The sequence below is a fragment of the Sorangium sp. So ce834 genome, from assembly GCF_051521425.1.
Classification (GTDB): Bacteria; Myxococcota_A; Polyangia; order Polyangiales; family Polyangiaceae; genus Sorangium; species Sorangium cellulosum_D.
This window is the reverse complement of the sequence record NZ_CP150351.1, coordinates 1929328-1949599: the sequence shown is the minus strand read 5'-3', so window position 1 is coordinate 1949599 and position 20272 is coordinate 1929328. Positions and strand designations below refer to the sequence as shown.

Genomic DNA, 20272 nt, shown 5'->3' with positions numbered 1-20272 from the left:
CTGGGCACGCCCGTTCACGGCTGCCCTCGCGACCTCTTCCGTCGGTGCGCCCCCTCGACGCTCACGAGATCCACACCATGTTCTCGACGATGCTCCCCAGCGCGACCGACGCCGCCCGAGTCCACCGGTTCGGCGGCCCCGAGGTCATCACCCTCGAAAAGGTGCCGCTCCCGCTGCCCGGCCCGGGCGAGGTGCTGGTCCGCGTCGCGGCGGCCGGGGTCGGGCCGTGGGACGCCTGGATTCGTGCCGGCAAGAGCGTGCTGCCCCAGCCGTTGCCGCTGACGCTCGGCTCGGATCTCGCAGGTACCGTGGCCGCGGTCGGCCCCGAGGTGACCGGCCTCGCGCCGGGCGCAGCGGTCTTTGGCGTCACCAACAGGCGCTTCACCGGCGCACACGCCGACTATGCCGTGGCGCAGGCGTGCAGGGTGACGCGCAAGCCTCTCCGGTTCGACGACGTGCAGGCCGCCTCCGTGCCGGTCATCGCCGTCACGGCGTGGCAGGCGCTGTTCGATCAGGCCCAGCTCGAAGCCGGACAGACCGTGCTGGTGCACGGCGCGGCCGGCAGCGTCGGCGCGTACGCGGTGCAGCTCGCGCGCCGGGCCCGCGCCCGTGTGATCGCGACGGCTTCGGCCAAGGATCGCGACTTCGTCCGCGGTCTCGGCGCGGACATCGTCGTGGACTACCGGAGCGAGCGCTTCGAGGAGGCCGCCAAGGACGTCGATGCCGTCATCGACCTCGTCGGCGGCGACACCCAGGCGCGGTCCTTCGCCGTGCTCAAGCGGCGTGGCATCCTGGTCTCGGCGGTGTCGACCCCAGATCAGGAAGAGGCCGCCCGTCGCGGCGTGCGGGCGAGCTTCTTTCTCGTCGACGTCACGACGGCCCACCTCGACCGCATCGCCGCCCTGCTCGACGCGGGCGAGCTCTCGGTCGACATCGGCGCCGTGCTGCCGCTCGCCGAGGTCCGCGGCGCGCATGAGATGCTCGACGGCACCCGCCCCCGCCCGCGTGGCAAGATCGTCCTGGCAATCACGCCTGCTCGCTGAGGTCCAGCACAGCGGCCCTCCGGGCGCGTCCGACGAGGCCATTCTCCTGAGCAGCGCCTGCGGGCGCTGGCGAGCAGCGAGGCCCCGGCGGCTGCGGATCGCCCTTGGGCGACGCGGTGCTAGTGCCGCGCCTCGGTTCTGACGATCCGTTTCGCCCGGCTCGTGCGTCTGGGCAGGCGTGGGCGACGAACGAAAGCAGCCGAGGCCGAGGTTCACGGGGCTCCAGCTCAGCCAGGAGGACCAGCAGGCACTGCGCCGACGCGAGAGGGAGGGCCCGCTCGGCATGCTGGTCGCACGGCGGATCCAGGCCCTCCGTCTGCTCGACAAGGGCTGGACGATCACGCAGGTGGCGTGAGGCGACGGGAACGTACCGCCGCGAGGTGCGACGCGTCGCCAACCGCTTCCTGGAGGGGTATCGAGCACGCCCTGAGCGAGGAGCCCCGGCGGCGCCGCGCCAAGCTCCTCGACAGTGCGCAGACCGCCGCACTCATCGCGCTGGTCTGTGATCCGCCGCCCGAGGGGCGGGCGCGATGGACCATCGCCCTGGTTGCCGACGAAGCCGAGCGGCGAAGGGTCGTCCGCTCGGTCAGCCGAGAGACCATACGAAGGCCCCTCGCCGACCATGACATCAAGCCCTGGCGGGAAAAAGATGTGGTGCGTTCCGAAGATCGACCAGCCGTTCGTCGAGCGGATGAAGGACGTGCTGGAGCTGCACGATCGGCCCCACGACCCGACCAAACCGGTCGTGGTGTTCGATGAGCGCCCCGTCCTACTGCACGACAACGCAAGGCCCGACCGGCCGATGCGCCGAGGAAAGCCACGGCGCATCGACTGCGAGGGGCGAGCAAACTCATGCGGCCAGTCGCCCCGCGCGCGCCACGGAGCTCGGCCAGCGTCTCGATGAAATCCGAACCGAGCGGCGAATTCGCGGGGGTGTAGCTCCGCCAGGCCATCCTCGAGCCGTGACAGCTCCTTGCTCGTTCCGAACCACGTCGTCGTCCGACCGCCCGGTCGCGCGTCTCGATGATGGCGATCGCGTGTTTGTTGAGGAGGCCCGGGAGCGGGCGGCAGTCGAGGCAGAGGCGAAGCTGGACGCGGCAGCAGCGCGAAGGGCGAGGCGGTAGGCGAACGACGGCAACACCGATCTCCACGACCTCGAGGATATCTTCCCGCATCGTTTCGATGACACTCTCACCGCGTTGAATGGCAGCAGCGCGCTCGATGCCGAGCCCTGGCGATCACCTGTAGTGCTTCCGCCAAGAACGACGCCGGCAATCCCGTCGGCACGCGAATATGATCGACGTCTCGAGGGTAGTAGTTCGCGCCCGTCGCGACGATCATCCTATCTTCCACCAGCAGCGAGTCCGCGAATCGCTCCGTATCACCGGCCTCGAGGTCGAGCCACGCCTGAGTCCCGCTCCGCACGGAGTCCAGACGAACGCCGTGCTCCAGGGCCCAATCGACGACGAGCTGGTGACCGTGGTCGACTCGCTCGATGAGCGGCGCATTGCCATGCTTGCACAGGGCGGCGGCCCGGAGCTGAGCCTCGGTGGACACGGCGATTCGCTCCATTTCAAGATGCGAAGTCAAATCTGCGATCGTCCCCGGCTCGGCGACCAGCCATCCAACACGAAGCCCGGGAGCTCCGTAGTTCTTGGAGAAGCTGTTGACACCAAAGACATTTCTCCACTCTTCCACTAGCGCCAACGGAGAAACGAAGCGCTGCGGTCCATAGGTAAAGGAGTCGTACACCAGATCGAAGATCAGCGCGAAGCCGTGATGCTCCTGGTCCTTGAGCAGATCCTTCACTATCCAATTCTCGAGGCATGTGCCCGTGGGGTTGTGTGGAGTGTTGATGTAGACGACGTCGCCAGGACCCAGGCGGAATAGCCGCCAACTCTGCTCAGACCACAGTCTCGACCAAGGCTGGACGACTAATTGAAGCCCAGTGACGTCGAACAGTTGGGCCAGGCTCAGCAAGATGGGCCCCGCACAGACGGCGCGGCTCACCCCGGACCGCCTCAGGTGACGGACCGTCAACCCCAGGGCGTCGAGACCACCGTTGGTGATGAGAATCGACTCGGTCCCGACGTGCACTCCCTGGGACTGACCACGGTCGTGCAAGGCGTCGAGCAGCACTTCAACCCCCTGGCTCGGCGCATACCGGTGGTCTCCGTCTCCCCATGTATACGGCGGGACCGGCGGAGCGACCGGCCAGACCGGAACGTTTTCTACAAGGAACTTCCAGTTTATATCGGATGCTCGCGCAGCACGCGCCAGTCGCTTGCCCAGCGGTGTCTGTTCCATACTTCCTCCAATCACCTGGACTTCAGCACGCAGCCGAACAGAAGCCCGGTCGAATCAACCTCTGGGTTCACGTGCTGTCGAGCGACCACCATGGCACCCGCCTCCTCGAAAAGATCCAACCAGAACCGCGTCGTCTCCAGCCGCTGCTCGGTCAGGACGTGCAGGAGATAATATGGATTGTAGTAGGCGAGGCCCAAACCGTGCCGCATGACCGATGGATCCGCCGGTCGATGATCGACCTCGACGACCACGAGGGACGCATCCCCGCGGAGCGCGTTCCGCACGAGCTCGACCACATCCGCCCGGCCCTCCTGCTCGAGGATCTCCTGCAGCAGGAAGGCGGCGAGGAATAGGCGGCGAGGACGACCGGCGACGGGTCCCTCGGGATCGAGAGAGCGGACATAGTCCACTGCAGAAGCCCGACAGAACGTGAGCAGCTCGCTGCCGCTGAGGAGAGGTGCGAAGGGGTCTATACCGATGGCGTGAATGCCAGGGTAGTCTCGCGCCAGATCTGCCAGGAACGTTCCATCGCCGCAGCCCAGATCGATGAGCTGCGTAGCGGACATCGGCATATTCGCCAACAACCTTCGGACGAGCGGCAAGGCATCGTATCGGCTGATGCCGCAGCTTCCGATCCCGACCATCGCGCCGTCGCGGCTGGCATAGCTCCCTCCCCGGAGCGTCTCCGTGATCTGCTGGAACGTCTGCGCGTAACCTCCGATCAGCAACTCGTACCAGGGCCGGAACTCGGCGAGCTCGCGCCCCCGTGAGGTCAGCGAAACAGCGTCACCCTGCAGCAAGACGAGCCCCTCATTCGCGAGATAGCGAAGAAAACCAGCGGTTCGTCCTCGGTGCGCTCCCGAATCCTCGAGATCTTGCAGAGTCGACGTGCCGCTGACCAGCCGGTCGAAGATGCCGCTCAGGAACAGATGATATATTCCCTGGGCCAGCGCGAAACCTCGAATGGGCTGCAACGCCTCGATCAGCCGAACTTCGAAATTGCTATCGGTCATCGGTGTCTACCTCATGCCAGATCTCGTGTTTGTCGCGTCGCGTCATCAAGCCGTGTCGCCTCACTGCTCGCCGTACCCATGATTCGTCTCATCGCGCTCTTCTCCGATGCTCATCGGATTGAAGCCGATTTGGACGATCTCGAGATCGCACAGATCGTTGAGCAGGACCTTGAAACGCTCGGCCCGCTCCACGGATCTCGTGCTGACTCGGAGGAAGGGACGTTCGTTGCCCTGCCAATCGCGGACACGGGAGCGCGCCGCCGTGACGAATACACAATCTCCTCGGAACGGCTCAGCGTCCAGCCGCTCGCGGACGCGATGCTCGAGGATAGCTCGTTCATCGTCGCTGTAACCGAAGAATTCGATGGTGGGCATATGACTCCGCTAGCGCTGTGCTGGAGCTTGGCTCGCGTTGTCGCCGGCGAGCCGCTCGATCATGAACAGTGTCCTCTTGCATCGGTCGCTACTGGTCCTTCCTGGGGCGGAACCCCCTCGGCTGCCGCGCGTCTCGCGTGGCCGCAGCGGCCTCGTCGCTTCGAGGCGCGATGACCCGGAGCGGCGCGCGCACGACGAGCAGCCATGGGGACTCGCCGGCCCACCGCAGCCCGCTGTCACATCTCTACATCTCTATCTCTCAAGCAGCCGACGTGCCAGGTCGATGCGGCTCGGATTCAGGCGATCCAGCTCAGCAGGGCAGCGCAACGAACCGATCCCGAAAAGGATGCCCACGATCGAGCAGAGCACGCTCTGGCTGGCAGAGCCCGACGGCCAGACCGGCGAGTCGTCGGGAGGTCCGCCAGGCTCCATCACCATCAGGCGCGGCCTGGGCTTTCCTGTCAGGAGCGTCTGGGAAGTCCACCGTAAGCTCAGGTCACTTGCGAGGCACCATCCCAGCACTAGGGTAAATCCACGCGTGGCGTCGCGGCACTTACGCTCGTGCCGCGCGTCGGACCGGCGACATGCAGTTCGGACCGCCGCATGATCGATCCTGATTCGACGACGGGGAGAACCTCGCCAGCCTGGAGAACACATGCCCGCGTGCCCAGGACAGGCCTCCTCCAAGCATGAGCTCGGTAGCCACCGAGTTGTGCTTGCCTATCTGGCGCATCAAATCTGCTCATCGGAGGGACCAGGATGATGGGTCAAGCGACGGACGAAGCCGCTCGGCGCGCAGCCGTACGAACAGAAGAAGAGATCCAGACTTGGCTCATCGATCGGTTGGTTGCGCTGGCGCGGCTACCTTTGCGATCGGTCGATACCGGCGAGCGGTTCAGCCGCTATGGGCTCGATTCGCTCAGTGCGATGCACCTGCTCGCCGACCTGTCTCAGGCGCTCGGGCGCGACCTGCCGCCCACCCTGCTCTGGGAGCACCCGACGATTGACGCCTTGTCTCGGTACCTTGCTGGTTTGATGGGTGCGGCGGCCGCCAAAGGCGCAGACTCGCCGGCTTCGCCCGAGGACGTGAGCGCGGTCCAGCCCTCGGCGCGCGAGCCCATCGCCGTCATCGGCATGGCCTGCCGGCTTCCAAGAGCGCCCGACATCGAGGAGTTCTGGCGGCTACTTCGGGAGGGAGTGGACGCCATCACCGAGGTCCCCCGCGCTCGGTGGAACGCTGACGCGCTGTTCGATCGCGAGCTGGCCGCGCCCGGCAAGATGAACACCCGCTGGGGCGGGTTCCTCGACCACGTGGACCAGTTCGACCCGCTCTTCTTCGGGATATCCCCCCGAGAGGCGGTTCACATGGATCCGCAGCAGCGGCTCATGCTGGAGCTGGCCTGGGAGGCGCTCGAGGACGCGGGTCTCGTGGCAGGAGAGCTCAAGGGGAGCCGAACAGGCGTCTTCTTCGGCGTGGTCTGGACCGATTATGCTGCGCTGGCGCAGCAGGCCGGCGCCGCGGCCGTCGCGCAGCACACGGTGACCGGCCTTCATCACAGCATCGTCGCGAACCGCGTATCCTACGTGCTCGGCTTGCAGGGGCCGAGCCTGGCGCTCGACACCGCCTGCTCCTCTTCCCTCGTGGCCGTACACCTCGCGTGCGAGAGCCTGCGCCGCGGCGAATCGACGCTCGCGCTGGCCGGCGGTGTCAACCTGAATATCGTCCCAGAGAGCACGATGCAAGTGTCCAAGTTCGGTGGCTTGTCGCCGGACGGACGGTGCTTCACCTTCGACGCGCGCGCGAACGGGTACGTTCGTGGCGAGGGCGGAGGCGTGGTGCTGCTGAAGCCGCTCTCCCGCGCGCTCGCGGACGGCGATCCCATCGTCTGCGTGATCCGCGGCAGCGCTGTTAACAATGACGGAGCCAGCAGCGGGTTGACCGCGCCGAACCCGAGCGCCCAGGTGGACGTGCTGCGCGCTGCCCTCCGGCAGGCCGGCGTGGATCCCGCGGCCGTCGATTATGTCGAGGCCCACGGCACGGGGACATTGCTTGGCGATCCAATCGAAGCAGCGGCGCTGGGCTCCGTTTTCGGAGCAGCCAGGCCGGCCGAGCGGCCGCTCCTCGTCGGCTCCGTCAAGACGAACATCGGCCACCTGGAGGCCGCCTCGGGTATCGCCGGCCTCATCAAGGTCGCGCTCTGCATCAAGCATCGAGAGCTGCCGCCCAGCCTGCACTTCGAGACGCCGAACCCGTACATCCCGTTCAACGAGCTCCACCTCTCGGTTCAGCGTACGATCAGCGCCTGGCCAGATACGGACAGGCTCGCGACGGCGGGGGTCAGCGCGTTCGGCTTCGGAGGGACGAACTGTCACGTCGTGCTCCAGGAGTGGCCGGCGCCGCAGGCAGAGCTCCTGCCGCTCTCCGCAGAGCGCCCGGACGCGCTGCGGACAGCCGCGCAGAAGCTCCTCGGGCACCTGCCCCCGGCAGAGGCGCGCAGCTCGGTCCAGGAGCTCTGCAGCGCGCTGGCGCTCCGCTCCAGCGATGGCGACCACCGCCTCGCCATCACGGCACGCTCCTGTCGCGAGCTCAGGCAGAAGCTCCAGCGCTGCGTTGATGGCGAACCAGGACCGGAGCCGACCGGCATCGCGGGCGGACCCGGGATCGCGTCGGGCATCGCGGAGCAGGGGCGCCTCGGAAAGCCGGTCTTCGTCTTCTCGGGTCAGGGCTCGCAGTGGCTGGGCATGGGGCGCTCCCTGCTCGCGCGCGAGCCGCTGTTCCGGGCCGTCCTCGGGGATTGCGATCGGCTCATCCGGCGGTACGTGGGCTGGTCCCTGCTCGATGAGCTGACAGCGGGCAGCGAGCGCGCGCGGATGATGGATGAGATCGACGTCAGCTGCCCGGCCATCGTGTCGATCCAGGTCGCGCTCGCGGCGCTGTGGCGCTCGTGGGGCGTCGAGCCCGCGCTCGTGGTCGGACACAGCATCGGCGAGGTCGCGGCGGCGCATGTCGCTGGCGCCCTGAGCCTCGAGGACGCCATGCTCGTCATCTCCACGCAGGGCCGCCTGATTCGCCGCATCCGGGGCCAGGGAGCCATGGGGCTCGTGGCGCTGCCGTGGGACGAGGCCGGCGAGGCGCTGGCCGGCCGTGAAGGGCGCCTCTGCCGTGCGATCCACGCGAGCCCCGACGCAACGGTCCTGAGCGGAGAGCCAGAGGCGCTGGCCGAGGTCTTCGCCACGCTCGGGCAGCGCGGCGTCTTCTGCCGCCAGGTGAACGTGGACGTCGCGGCCCATAGCCCGCAGGTCGATCCCCTCCGTGAGGATCTGCTCGAGGCGCTGCAGCGCGTATCGGCGCACCCGGCGCGCGTACCCATCTGCTCAGGCGTGACCGGCTCGACCTTGGAGGGCGAGCGGTTCGACGCCTCGTACTGGGCGAGGAACCTGGCCGAGCCGGTGCGCTTCGCCGACGCGATGGCGTCGCTGATTCAGGAGGGACACAGCGTCTTCGTCGAGATCAGCCCGCACCCGCTGCTGAAGCACGCGGTCACGTCGTGCCTCAACCACGTCGGACAGCGCGGCGTCGTTCTGGCCTCGCTCCGCCGGGACGATGACGAGCGCGCCGCGCTGCTCGACGCTGTCGGAGCGCTCTATGCGTCGGGCCATCCCGTGAGGTGGAGCGAGATCTGTCCCGCCGCGGGAACGGGCGTGGACGCGCTCGATCTCATGGCGGACACCCCGGCTCCGGCGAGCGACGCCGCCCCGGGCTCCGTTCCGGACCCCGAGCCCCATGAGAGCTGGTATGTGCTGCCGCTGTCCGCGCACTGCCCGGAGGCGCTGTCCGCCCACGCGGACGCGTACCGATCGTTGCTGTCCCGAGCTTGGCCGTCCGGCGCCCGGAGCATCCGCGATATCGCCTATACGGCCGGCGCCCGGCGGAGTCACCACGATCACCGCCTCGCGGCGGTGGCGTGCTCGCCAGAGGGCCTGGTCGCATCCCTCGAGACGTTCGTGCGAGGAGGGGAAATGTGCTCGGGGCTCGTGCACGGCCAGGCGGGGCCCCGGGCGCAGCGCAAGGTGGTGTTCATCTTCTCGGGCCAGGGATCTCAGTGGGCGGGTATGGGCCGCGAGCTCCTCGCGCGAGAGCCTGTATTTCGCGCCGCAGTCGAGAGGATCGACGCGCTCGTGGCCCGGCGCGCGGGCTTTTCGATCCTGCGAGAGCTCGCCGCGCCCGAAGATCGGTCGCGCCTGCACGGGACCGACGTGGCCCAGCCCGCGATCTTCGCGCTGCAGGCAGCGCTGTCGACGCTCTGGGCGTCGTGGGGCATCGCGCCCGACGCGGTCGTGGGGCACAGCGTCGGCGAGGTCGCGGCGGCGCACGTGGCCGGGGTGCTGGGCCTGGATGAGGCGGTCCGCCTCGTGTGCGCGCGCGGGCGCGTCATGCACCAGGCAGCGGGGCTCGGGAAGATGGCGTCTGTCGCGCTCGGCGCCGAGGAGGCGGCGCGCGCCCTGCGCGGTGTGCGCGGTGTCGAAGAGCGGGTGTGCATCGCGGCCATCAACGACCCCGGCGCGGTGGTGCTCTCGGGCGCCACCGCGACGCTCGAAGAGGCGGTGGCGAGGCTGAAGCAGCAGGGCGTGCGCTGCCGCTACCTGCCAGGCAGCCACGCGTTCCACAGCCCGCAGATGGCTCCGCTCGCGGGCGAGCTGCTCGAAGCGCTCGGCGCCATGGCGCTGGATGGCCCGAAGCTGCCGCTGTACAGCACGGTCACGGGCGCCAGGCTCTCGGACGTCGAGCTCGACGTCGCTTACTGGGCGAGAAACCTCCGGGAGCCGGTCCGGTTCGCGAGCGCGATCGGCGCCGCGATCGATGACGGGTACCGGGTGTTCCTGGAGCTCGGACCTCACCCGGTCCTGTCCAGCAACGTGGAGCAGTGCCTCGCGGCGCGGGCGGTCGAGGGGCGCGCCGTTTCCACGCTGCGGCGCGGGCGGGAGGAGCGGCGGAGCCTCCTCGAAGCGCTCGGAGCACTGTACGTGTGCGGCTGCGCGGTGGACTGGGAGCGCCTGTATCCGTCGGGAGGGCGCGTCGTCTCGGTGCCGCGGTATCCGTGGCAGCGGAAGCGCTACTGGCTCGATCCGGGACCGGCAGCGCACGCGGGCCCTCGGGGCGCGGCGTCAGGACACCCTCTCCTCGGGGCGAGGCTCCCGGTGGCGACGGTGGGAGCCGCCTTCGAGGCCGCGCTCAGCGCGGAGACGGCGCCGTACCTCGCCGATCATCGCGTCTTCGACGAGGTGGTGCTGCCAGGGGCGGCCGTGCTGGAGATGGCGCGCGCGGCCGCGGCGTCGCGCTTCGGCCATGAGCGGGTGAGCGTCGAGGACCTCCTGCTCCAGGCACCGCTGCTCTTGCCGGAGACCGGCGGCGTGCGCGTGCAGGTCGTGCTGTCGGCGGAGGCAGGACAGGACACCACCGTGACCGTGTGCAGCCAGGCGCTCGAGGCGGCGCCGGAGCACGCGTGGACGGTTCACGCCAAAGGGCGCGTGCAGCCGTGGTCCGAGGAGGCGTGTTGGACCGCCGTCGATATCGGCGCCGTGCAGGCGCGCTGCCAGGCGGTGGTGCCGGCGGCAGACATGTACGCGGCCTGTGCCGATGCGGGGCTCGCGTATGGACCGGCATTCCAGGGGATCACGGCGCTCTGGCGAGGCCACCGCGAAACGATCGCGCAGGTGACGCTCCCGGCGCGCGAGCTCGAGGACGCCGGGGCCTACGGGGTTCACCCGGCGCTGCTCGACGCGGCGCTGCAAACGCTGCTCGCCGCGCTCGATCCCTGGTGCGCGTCGGCGCCTTCGGCGGTCCTGCCCGTCGGGGTGTCCGGCTTCCGCGTGTGGCAGCCAGGAGCGACGGTCGCGTGGGCGCACGCTCGCGTCCAACGAGCAGCGGAGCCCGGCGCCCCGGTCATGTCGGGCGACGTCGCGCTCCTGGACGCGCTGGGCCGGCCCATCGCCGAGGTATCGGGGATCCGGCTGAAGCACGCCGATCGCGCGGCGCTGCGCGCGGCGGGCAGCCAGGCGCCCCTGGAGCGGCTGTATCGGCTGAGCTGGATGGAGGCGCCGCAGGCCTCGGGCGAACAGACGCCGAAGGAGCGCTGGCTCGTGGTGACCGACGGCTCGGCCGTCGGGGAAGCGCTGGTGGAGCGCCTGCGATCCTCGGGCGCGACCTGCGTCGTCGTGGCACGAGGGCCGTGGCACGTGACGCGCGACCGCGGCGCGGCGGGGGCGAGCCGGACGTTTCCCGAGGCGCTCGATGCAGCGCTCGCCGACGAGCCGGCGGGCGCGCCGCTCCAGGGTGTCGTGGTCCTGTGGGACGTGACACCGTCCCCAGCGCCGGCGGGGTCGCCCGCGGAGCGCGCGGATGAGCTCGCGGTGGCCGGCCTGCACCTCGTGCGGACCCTGGCCCGGCGCGCGTTGCCGGCGGGGGCTCGGCTCTGGTGGGTCACTCGGGGCGCCCAGGCCGTGGAGCCCGGCGATGTCTCCGACGTGGCGCAGGCGCCGCTCTGGGGGCTCGGGCGGGTGGCGATGCAGGAGCACCCGGAGTTCGGGTGCACGCTGGTGGATCTCGATCCGTCCGCCCGAACCGAGGACATGGCAGCGGCCCTGATGCGGGAGCTCACGAGCGCCGACGGAGAGACGCAGGTAGCGCTGCGCGCCGGCAGGCGGCGCGTCGCTCGGCTCGTGAGGGCGGACGCGGCGGCCGGGCTCGCGATCCCCGAGGCGGTGTCCTATCGGCTGGAGCACGGGCGAAGAGGCCTCCTGAGCGAGCTGCACCTAGCCGCAGCGGAGCGCCGGGCGCCCGGGCCGGGCGAGGTCGAGATCGAGGTGACCGCCTCCGGGCTGAACTTCCGCGACGTGCTCGCGGCGCTCGACGTGTATCGCGACGAAGCCGGACCGCTGGGCAACGAGTGCGCGGGGGTGATCGCTGCGGTGGGCCAGGGGGTCGATCGCCTCTCGGTGGGCGATCGTGTCATGGCGATCGCCAAGGGCACCTTCCAGCGGTACGTGACCGCCGACGCGCGCCTCGTCGCCCCGCAGCCGGCGGGGATGACGCCCGCGCAAGCAGCGACGGTGCCTGTCGCGTTCCTGATCGCCTGGCATGCGCTGCACGACCTGGGGCAGCTCCAGGCGGGGGAGCGGGTCTTGATCCACGCCGCCGCCGAGGGCGTGGGAATGGCGGCGGTGCAGATCGCCGCGTGGCTCGGGGCCGAGGTGTTCGCCACGGCGAGCCCGCCGATGTGGCCGGTGATCGAGGCGATGGGGGTACGGCACAGGGCCAGCTCGAGGTCGCCTGAGTTCGCTGCTCTGTTCCGGGCAGCGACGCAGGGCGCCGGCATCGATGTCGTGCTCAACTCCCTCGCGGGCGAGCACGTCGACGCGGGCCTGTCGCTGCTCTCTCCAGGCGGCCGCTTCCTGGAGATGGGCAAGACCGACGTCCGATCGAGCGAGGTGATCGCCAGGGACTACCCCGGGGTGCGCTACTGCGCCTTCGATCTCTGGGAGGTGGGGCCAGAGCGGATCCAGGCGATGCTCGAGCTCCTGCTCGAGGGGTTCGCGTCAGGGCGGCTGCGCCCGCTGCCCGTGCGAACGTTCGCGATCAGCGACGCAGAGGCAGCCTTCCAGCTCATGGCGCAGGCCAGGCACACCGGCAAGGTCGCGCTCTTGCCGGCGCCGGGGCCGCGGATCATGGCGGACTGCTCCGTGTTGATCACGGGCGGGCTCGGGGCTCTCGGGCTCTACACGGCGCGCTGGCTCGCTGAAGAGCACCGGGTGCGGCACCTCGTGCTCGCCGGCCGCCGCGCCCCGGACAGCGAGGGCGCGGCGGCGATAGAGGCGCTGCGGGCCAGAGGGGCGCTCGTCACCGTGGCCCAGGTCGATGTCGCCGACGCGACCGCGGTGCGCTCGCTGCTCGCCTCGCTCCCGCGGCACCTGCCGCTCAGGGGCGTCATCCACGCGGCGGGGGTGCTGGACGACGGCATGCTCGCCGACCAGGACGCCTCGCGCCTCTCGGCGGTGCTCTCGCCGAAGGTGCGCGGCGCATGGAACCTGCACAGCGAGACCCGGCACATGCCGCTCGACTTCTTCGTGCTGTTCTCCTCGGTGGCGTCGCTCCTGGGCCCGCCTGGCCAGGGCAGCTATGCGGCGGCCAACGCGTTCATGGACGCCCTGGCGCACCTCCGGCGCGCCGAGGGGCTCCCGGCGCAGAGCGTGAACTGGGGGCCGTGGTCCGGAGGCGGCATGGCCGGGAAGCTGGGGGAGGCCCACAAGGCGCGCCTCGCTCGGCGGGGAATCGGCGCGCTGCCGCCGTCCGAGGCCGTCGCGCTCCTCGGGCGCGCGATGTCGCGCGGAGAGACGCAGCTCGGGCTGCTGTCGCTCGACGCGCGGGCAGCGAGGCTTTCGTTCGCTGCCGCGAGCGACGTGCCGCCGCTGTGGCGAGCGCTGGTCGCGCCGTCGCCCGCACGATCCCCGGCGGCAGACGCGGGCGCGTACACGGCGCGGCTCGCCTCGCTGCCCAGAGCGGCGCGACCGGCGGCGATCGAGGCTGCGGTGCGGGCCGAGGTGGCGAAGGTGCTGTCCCTTGGATCCCCCGACGACATCAGCGCCGAACGACCTCTCCAGGAGATGGGCCTCGACTCGCTGATGGCCGTGGAGCTGCGCAACGCGCTCTCGGCGCGCGTCGGTCAGCCGCTCCCCGCGACCCTGGTGTTCGACTGCTCGACGGTGGCGGCGCTGGCGCGTTACCTGCTCGAGAAGGCGCTGCCGGAGCCGACGACCGGCGCCGCGCCGCCGCCGCCCGCGGTGCGCGCCGCGGACAACGAGCCGATCGCGATCGTGGGCCTCGGCTGTCGTTTCCCGGGCGGCGTGCGGGATCCTGAGGGCTTCTGGCGGCTGCTGGACGAGGGGGTGGATGCGATCCGGGAGGTCCCGAAGGATCGATGGGACGTCGACGCCTACTACGATCCCGACCCCGACGCGGTCGGGAAGATGTACACCCGCTCGGGCGGCTTCCTCTCCGAGGTGGACCAGTTCGACCCGGGCTTCTTCAGGATCTCGCCGCGAGAGGCGGCCCGGATGGATCCGCAGCAGCGCCTCCTGCTCGAGACGAGCTGGGAGGCGCTGGAGCGGGCCGGGCTGCCGCAGCAGCGCCTGATGGGCAGCGACACCGGGGTGTTCGTGGGGCTCATGTACCACGACTACGGCGTGTTGACCTCGGGCGCGCCCGAGCAACTCGACGGGTACGTGGCCATCGGATGCGCGGCGAGCGTGGCGTCAGGTCGAATCTCGTACCTCCTGGGTCTCAGGGGCCCAGCCATGACGGTGGACACGGCGTGCTCCTCGTCGCTCGTAGCCGTCCATCTGGCCTGCCAGAGCCTGCGGGCCCGGGAGTGCTCTCTGGCCCTGGCGGGCGGCGCGACGCTGGTGCTGCTCCCCGACATCTTCGTGGAGTTCAGCCGCCTGCGCGCCCTCGCGCCGGACGGCCGCTGCAAGCCCTTCGACGCATCCGCCGACGGCGTGGCCTGGAGCGAGGGCTGCGGCATCGTCGTGCTGAAGCGCCTGTCCGACGCCGAGCGCGACGGAGATCCAGTCCTCGCGGTGATCCGCGGCTCGGCCGTCAACCAGGATGGGCGCAGCAACGGGCTCACCGCGCCGAACGGCCCGGCGCAGGAGGAGGTGATCCGGCGCGCGCTCGCGCAGGCGGCCGTGGCGCCGTCCGCGGTGGGTTACGTCGAGGCACACGGCACGGGCACGCCGCTGGGAGACCCCATCGAGCTCCTGGCGCTCGGGAGGGCGCTGAGCGCCGGGCGCACGCCGGACCGACCCGTGGTGGTGAGCTCGGTGAAATCCAACATCGGGCACACCCAGGCGGCCGCGGGGGTAGCCGGAGTCATCAAGGCGGTGCTCGCGCTCCAGCATCAGCGCATCCCGCGGATGGTGCACTTCACCACGCCCTCGCCGCACGTCGCCTGGCAGGAGCTCCCGCTGCAGGTGGCCGCCGAGTCGGTGCCGTGGCCGGCCACCGGAGCGCCGCGGATCGCCGGCGTGAGCTCCTTCGGGATCAGCGGGACCAACGCCCACGTGGTGCTCGAGGAGGCGCCACGGAGCGCCGCAGCGTCGCCCACGGCGACGCGCGCCGTCACGCTCCTGCCCATCTCGGCGAGGAGCCCGGAAGCTCTCGCGGCGATGGCCCGGGATTACCGGGCCTGCCTCGCCCAGGCGACCTCCGAGGCCCCGGCGACGCTCCATGACGTGGCGTATACGGCGAGCGTGCGGCGCAGCCATCATGAGCACCGCCTCGCGCTTCTCGGGAGCAGCTGGGAAGAGCTCGTCACGTCGCTCGACGCCTTTCTCTCCGGCGAGCCGCGCGCTTCCGTCATGCAGGGGCAGGCGGCGCCCGGGAACCGGCAGCCCAGGGTGGTGTTCGTGCTTGCTGGGCAAGGCTCCCAGTGGGCGGGAATGGGCCGAGAGCTGCTCGCCGAGGAGCCGGTCTTCCGGGCCGTGCTCGAGCGATGCGAGCCGCTCGTGCAGCGCCATGGTGGCTTCTCTCTGATCGACGAGCTCGCCGCGACGGAGGCGACCTCCCGCCTCGACGAGACCTTCGTGGCGCAGCCGGCCCTCTTCGCCCTCCAGGTGGCGCTGGCAGAGCTCTGGAGCGCATGGGGCGTGACGCCCGACGCGGTGATCGGGCACAGCGTGGGCGAGGTGGCCGCCGCACACCTCGCCGGGATCCTGAGCCTGGATGACGCCGTCCGCCTCGTGGTCTCCCGCGGACGCGTCATGCAGCGTGCGACGGGCCTCGGGAGGATGGCGGCTGTCGCGCTGCCGGCGGAGGAGGCGGCGCGCGCCCTCCGTGGCGTCGAGGACCAGGTGTCTGTCGCCGCCGTCAACGATCCCGGCTCGGTCGTGCTGTCCGGCGACGGGGCGGCGCTCCGGCGCGTGGTGAAGCGCCTCGCGCAGCGGAAGGTGCACTGCCGCATGCTCCGGGTCAATTACGCCTTCCACAGCCCGCAGATGGCCCCGTTCCAGCAGGAGCTCCTGAGCGCCGTCGGCGCGCTCGAGCCGCGCCGCCCGGAGCGCCCGATGTACAGCACGGTCACCGGTGCGAGGGTCGACGGAGAGCTCGATCTGCAGCACTGGGCGGACAACATCCGAGCACCGGTCGAGTTCGCCCGCGCCGTCGAGGCGTCGATCGCCGACGGCCATGATGTGTTCTTGGAGGTGGGGCCTCATCCGGTCCTCTCCGTTCACCTTAGGGCGTGCCTTTCCTCGCGAGCGGAACAAGGTCATGTCCTTGCCTCGCTGCAGCGCGGTCAGGAGGAGCGGCGGAGCCTGCTGCGGTCGCTGGGCGCGCTGTACGCCACGGGCCAGCCCGTGGCGTGGGAGCGCCTTTACCCCGCGGGCGGGCGCTGCGTCGCGCTTCCGACATACCCCTGGCAGCAGCAGCGTTGCTGGTTCGAGTGGGGCTCGCCGGGCGGAAGCGCCCCGGTGCGCCCCAGGAGCGCTGGCTCGAGGGACGAGGGCCACCCGCTCCTCGGCGCGCCCCTGCCCGAATCGGAGCATCCTGAGACCCGCTCCTGGGAGCAGACCCTGAGCGCGGGGGCGCTGCCTTACCTGTCAGATCACCGACTGCACGGCGAGGCCGTGCTGCCCGGGGCCGCCTACGTCGAGATGGCGCTCTCCGCCGCCGCAGGGGCCGGCCGCGCCGGGACGCCGGCGCTGGAACACGTGCGGTTCGAGCGCATGCTCGTCATCCCACAGAAGGGCGGGCGCACGGTGCAGGTGACCCTCGCCATGGAGCGCCACGACCATGCCTCGTTCCAGATCCTGAGCCGCGAGGCCTGCGGCGCGTCCTGGCAGCGGCACGCCGCGGGACGGCTCCGCTGGAGCGACGGGGCCGCAGGAGCGCATCCGACGAAGGAAGCGCCGCACCGGATTCAGCAGCGGTGTCCGAGGCCGATGCGCGGCGCCGAGCACTACCAGCACATGAAGGCGCTTGGGCTCGATTACGGCGCTTGTTTTCAGGGCGTGCAGGAGCTGTGGGTCGGCTCGGGCGAGATCCTGGGCCGGGTGCGTCTTACGGACGCGCTGGCGGGGCAGGACGGCGCTTACCAGCTGCATCCGGCCTTCCTCGACGCGTGCCTCCAGGTGCTGGGCGCCTCGCTGGCCGCAGAGGCGCGCGCGCCCGTCGACGGCCGGCTCGTCGTGCCCGTGGGCCTGCGCCACGCGCGCGTCTACGGCCGGCCCGGCCAGGAGGTGTGGGTGCACGCGCGGCTCTCGGCCGGGCCGGCCGCGGCCGACGGCGAGTTCACCGGCGACGTGGACCTGCTCGAGGACGACGGGAGGGTCGTCGCCGAGGTCCACGGGCTTCGTGCCCAGCGGCTCGCCCGCGGCGCCCTTCCCCAGGCGGCGCCCGCCGGAGGAGAGGCGCCGCTGTTCGCGCTCGAGTGGCAACGCAAGGAGCCCCTGGCCCGGGCACCCGAGGTGCGACCTGCGACGGGCGTCCTCCTGCTCTTCACGGATCGGGGCGGTACAGGGGCGGCCGTCGCTTCCCTGCTGCACGAGCGCGGGGAACCCTGCGTGCAGGTCGTCGCGGGGCAGCGGTATGCTCGCCTCGCGCCCGGATCCTACGAGATCGACCCAGCCCATCCGGGCGCGTTTCATGCGCTGCTCCGCGATGCGCTCGGCAAAGATCTTCCATGTCGAGGCGTCGTGCACCTCTGGAGCCTGGATGCGACGGCGGCGGCGGACACGACGCCCGAGTCGCTGGAAGCGGATCTGCGCCTCGGCAGCCTGAGCGCGCTGCTCCTGTCGCAGGCGCTCGTGCAGCGAGGTGGCCGCGATACGCCGAGGCTCTTCCTGGTGACGCGCGGAGCGCAAGCGGCGGGGCTGGAGAGCGGCGCTGCCTCGGTGTCCCAGGCGCCGCTCTGGGGTCTAGGCCGGACGCTGGCGCTCGAGCACCCCGAGCTCGCGTGCACCAACGTGGATCTGAGCCCGGTGAGCTCGCCGGGAGAGGCGCGATCGCTGCTCCGGGAAATCGAGCTCGGGGATCGCGAGGATCAGATCGCGCTGCGCGCGGACGGCCGCTTCGCGGCGCGCCTCGTGCGCACCTCGCTCGCGAGCGAGGCCGGGACCGCGGTCCACCCCGCCCTGGAGCCGGCCAGGGATCGGCCGTTCCGTCTCGAGATCCAGGAGCCCGGCGTGCTGGAGCGGCTCAGCCTGCGGGAGATCCCGCGCCGCCGTCCAGGCCAGGGGGAGGTGGAGATCGAGGTCGAGGCCGCCGGGGTGAACTTCCTCGATGTGCTCCTCGCTCTTGGGATCATGCCCGACGACACTGCGGAGGCCAGCGGCGCGTCACCCAGCCTCGGGGGCGAGTGCGCCGGGCGCGTCGTCGCGCTGGGCGAGGGGGTCACGGACCTCGAGGTAGGCTGCGAGGTGTTCGCGCTGGCCCCCTGGAGCTTCAGCTCGTTCGTGACGACGAGACGCTCGTTCGTCGCTCGCCGGCCCGAGCGCCTGAGCTGCGAGCAGGCCGCGACGATCCCCATCGCCTTTCTGACGGCCTACTACGCGCTCGCGTACGTCGGCAGGCTCCGCGAGGGCGAGCGTGTCTTGATCCACGCGGGCGCCGGCGGGGTCGGAATGGCCGCCATCGCGTGGGCGAAGCACGTCGGCGCCGAGATCTTCGCCACCGCCGGGAACGACGAGAAGCGCAATCTTCTGCGCTCGCTCGGCGTCCAGCATGTGATGAGCTCGCGATCACTCGAGTTCGTGGACGAGGTGCGGCGGATCACGAACGGCGAAGGGATCGATGTGGTCCTGAACTCGCTGTCGGGGGAGTTCATCGACGCGAGCTTCGGGCTCCTGCGGGATCACGGCCGGTTCGTGGAGATCGGAAAGAGGGACTACTACGAAGACAGGAAGCTCGGGCTTAGGCCGTTCCTCCGGAACCTCTCGTTCTCTCTGGTCGATCTACGGGCGATGCTGACCCAGCGACCGGAGCTCGTTTCATCGCTCCTCGAGGAGGTCGTGCGCCTCTTCGACGCTGGCGTGCTCGGGCCCGTCCCCTGCCGCTCGTTTCCGATCGCGGAGGCGGTCCAGGCCTTCAGCACGCTGGCGCAGGCGAAGCATGTCGGCAAGATCGCCCTGACGATGCGGGATCCGGAGGTGCGGATCGCGCCGGCCTTCCCGGCGGACCGCCCGCGCATCCGGGCGGACGGCAGCTATCTGATCACGGGCGGGCTCGGTGGCCTCGGGCTCTCGCTCGCGCAGTGGCTGGCCGCGCAGGGCGCCCGCCACCTGGCGCTCGTGGGGCGGCGCGGCGCCTCCGCGGCGGCCCGCGCCGTCATCGCCGCGATCGAAGGGGCGGGTGCGCAGGTGGAGGTGATCCAGGCGGACGTGTCGCAGTACGACGAGGTCTCCGCCGTGATGCGGGAGCTCGGCCGCCGCCTGCCGCCGCTTCGCGGCGTCGTCCACGCGGCCGCGGTCCTCGACGATCGACGAGCCGCGGACCTGTCGACGGAGAGCTTCCGGAACGTGATGAAGCCCAAGGCGCTCGGCGCGTGGAACTTGCACGCACTGACCCGGGACATGCCGCTCGACTTCTTCGTGCTCTACTCGTCGGCAGCGTCGCTCCTCGGCGCCGCCGGACAGGCAAACTACGCAGCCGCCAACGCGTTCCTCGACGCGCTCTCGCACCACCGCTGCCGGACTGGCTTGCCGGCGATGAGCATCAACTGGGGGCCGTTCTCCGAGGTCGGGCTCGCGGCGGCGGACGACAGCCGCGGCAAGCGGCTCGCGAGTCGGGGCATGCGGAGCCTCACGCCGGCAGAAGGGTTGGAGGCGCTGGGACGCCTCCTCGCGCGTCCGACGGCGCAGATCGGGATCTTCGAGCTGAACGTCCGCCAGTGGCTGGAGTTCTACCCGGTCGCCGCGCGCTCGCCGCTCTGGGCAGAGCTCTTGAAAGAGCAGGACCCTGGAGCGCCGAGGTCTTCGGGAGCGCTCAGCACGAGGAGGGCGCTGGAGGATGCGCGACCCGAGGAGCGAGTGACGATCCTGGAGGAGCACCTGAGCGAGCAGCTCTGCCGTGTGCTGTATCTGCCGGCGTCCCAGGTGGACAGGACCACCGGGTTCAGCAGCCTCGGGGCGGACTCCCTGAGTAGCCTGGAGCTCCGTAATCGGATAGAGGCCAGCCTCGGGATCAAGCTGCCGGCCACATTGCTGTTCATGTGCCCTAACCTGACGTCGCTGGCTCGCCACCTGATGGAGGAGATGGGGCTCTCCGTCGAGACCAGCGGCGCAGCGGCTCCGGCAGGCGAGGGCGATGCGCCGCGCCGCTTCACGGAGGAGGTGGAGAAGCTCTCGGAGGATGAGCTGCTCGCGCTCTTCGACGACAAGCCCGCCGGTTGAACGCGCTCATCACGTGGCCAGTCCGGCCGCGCTGACGCTGCCGAGATCACCGCCACGGACGAGCTTTCGCCGGAAAGGAAGGCTCATGCGGGC

7 protein-coding genes are annotated in these 20272 nt (G+C 70.6%); 4 read left to right on the top strand and 3 right to left on the bottom strand.

Going from position 1 to position 20272, the window contains the following annotated elements; translation table 11 throughout:
* The first annotated feature begins 77 nt into the window (after positions 1–77).
* The 3 genes from WMF20_RS06980 (at position 78) to WMF20_RS06970 (ending at position 1802) form a co-directional block, all read left to right on the top strand.
* Positions 78–1043, top strand: a complete 966-nt coding sequence (locus WMF20_RS06980) for an NADP-dependent oxidoreductase (RefSeq protein WP_437611752.1) — start codon at positions 78–80, stop codon at positions 1041–1043.
* Between the two features lie 178 nt (positions 1044–1221).
* Positions 1222–1398 (top strand): hypothetical protein, encoded by a 177-nt coding sequence (locus WMF20_RS06975; protein WP_437611751.1) that lies wholly within the window; start codon positions 1222–1224, stop codon positions 1396–1398.
* On the top strand, positions 1395–1802 hold the full coding sequence (locus WMF20_RS06970; RefSeq protein ID WP_437611750.1) for a helix-turn-helix domain-containing protein: 408 nt from the start codon (positions 1395–1397) through the stop codon (positions 1800–1802). Before WMF20_RS06975 ends, WMF20_RS06970 begins: the two co-directional genes overlap by 4 nt.
* A gap of 432 nt (positions 1803–2234) precedes the next feature.
* Here the strand turns inward: WMF20_RS06970 and WMF20_RS06965 are convergent, their stop codons facing one another.
* From WMF20_RS06965 to WMF20_RS06955, 3 genes are read right to left on the bottom strand one after another with little or no spacing between them, the layout of a single operon-like run.
* Entirely contained in the window at positions 2235–3350 is a 1116-nt protein-coding gene (locus WMF20_RS06965; RefSeq protein WP_437611749.1) for a beta-methylarginine biosynthesis bifunctional aminotransferase, read from the bottom strand.
* An 11-nt stretch (positions 3351–3361) separates the two neighbouring features.
* Complete coding sequence (locus tag WMF20_RS06960; protein WP_437611748.1) at positions 3362–4363, bottom strand: 2-ketoarginine methyltransferase; 1002 nt, start codon at positions 4361–4363, stop codon at positions 3362–3364.
* A gap of 60 nt (positions 4364–4423) precedes the next feature.
* Complete coding sequence (locus WMF20_RS06955) at positions 4424–4738, bottom strand: hypothetical protein (protein ID WP_437611747.1); 315 nt, start codon at positions 4736–4738, stop codon at positions 4424–4426.
* A 759-nt stretch (positions 4739–5497) separates the two neighbouring features.
* On the opposite strand from WMF20_RS06955, the gene WMF20_RS06950 reads away from it, so the two are divergent.
* Complete coding sequence (locus tag WMF20_RS06950) at positions 5498–20179, top strand: SDR family NAD(P)-dependent oxidoreductase (RefSeq protein ID WP_437611746.1); 14682 nt, start codon at positions 5498–5500, stop codon at positions 20177–20179.
* The last annotated feature ends 93 nt before the right edge of the window (positions 20180–20272 follow it).

What these genes read in the sequence shown, in the direction of transcription:
- WMF20_RS06950 (WP_437611746.1), top strand. Translation starts at nt 5,498, where the DNA reads ATGATGGGTCAAGCGACGGACGAAGCCGCTCGGCGCGCAGCCGTACGA.
- WMF20_RS06955 (WP_437611747.1), bottom strand. Translation starts at nt 4,738, where the DNA reads ATGCCCACCATCGAATTCTTCGGTTACAGCGACGATGAACGAGCTATC.
- WMF20_RS06960 (WP_437611748.1), bottom strand. Translation starts at nt 4,363, where the DNA reads ATGACCGATAGCAATTTCGAAGTTCGGCTGATCGAGGCGTTGCAGCCC.
- WMF20_RS06965 (WP_437611749.1), bottom strand. Translation starts at nt 3,350, where the DNA reads ATGGAACAGACACCGCTGGGCAAGCGACTGGCGCGTGCTGCGCGAGCA.
- WMF20_RS06980 (WP_437611752.1), top strand. Translation starts at nt 78, where the DNA reads ATGTTCTCGACGATGCTCCCCAGCGCGACCGACGCCGCCCGAGTCCAC.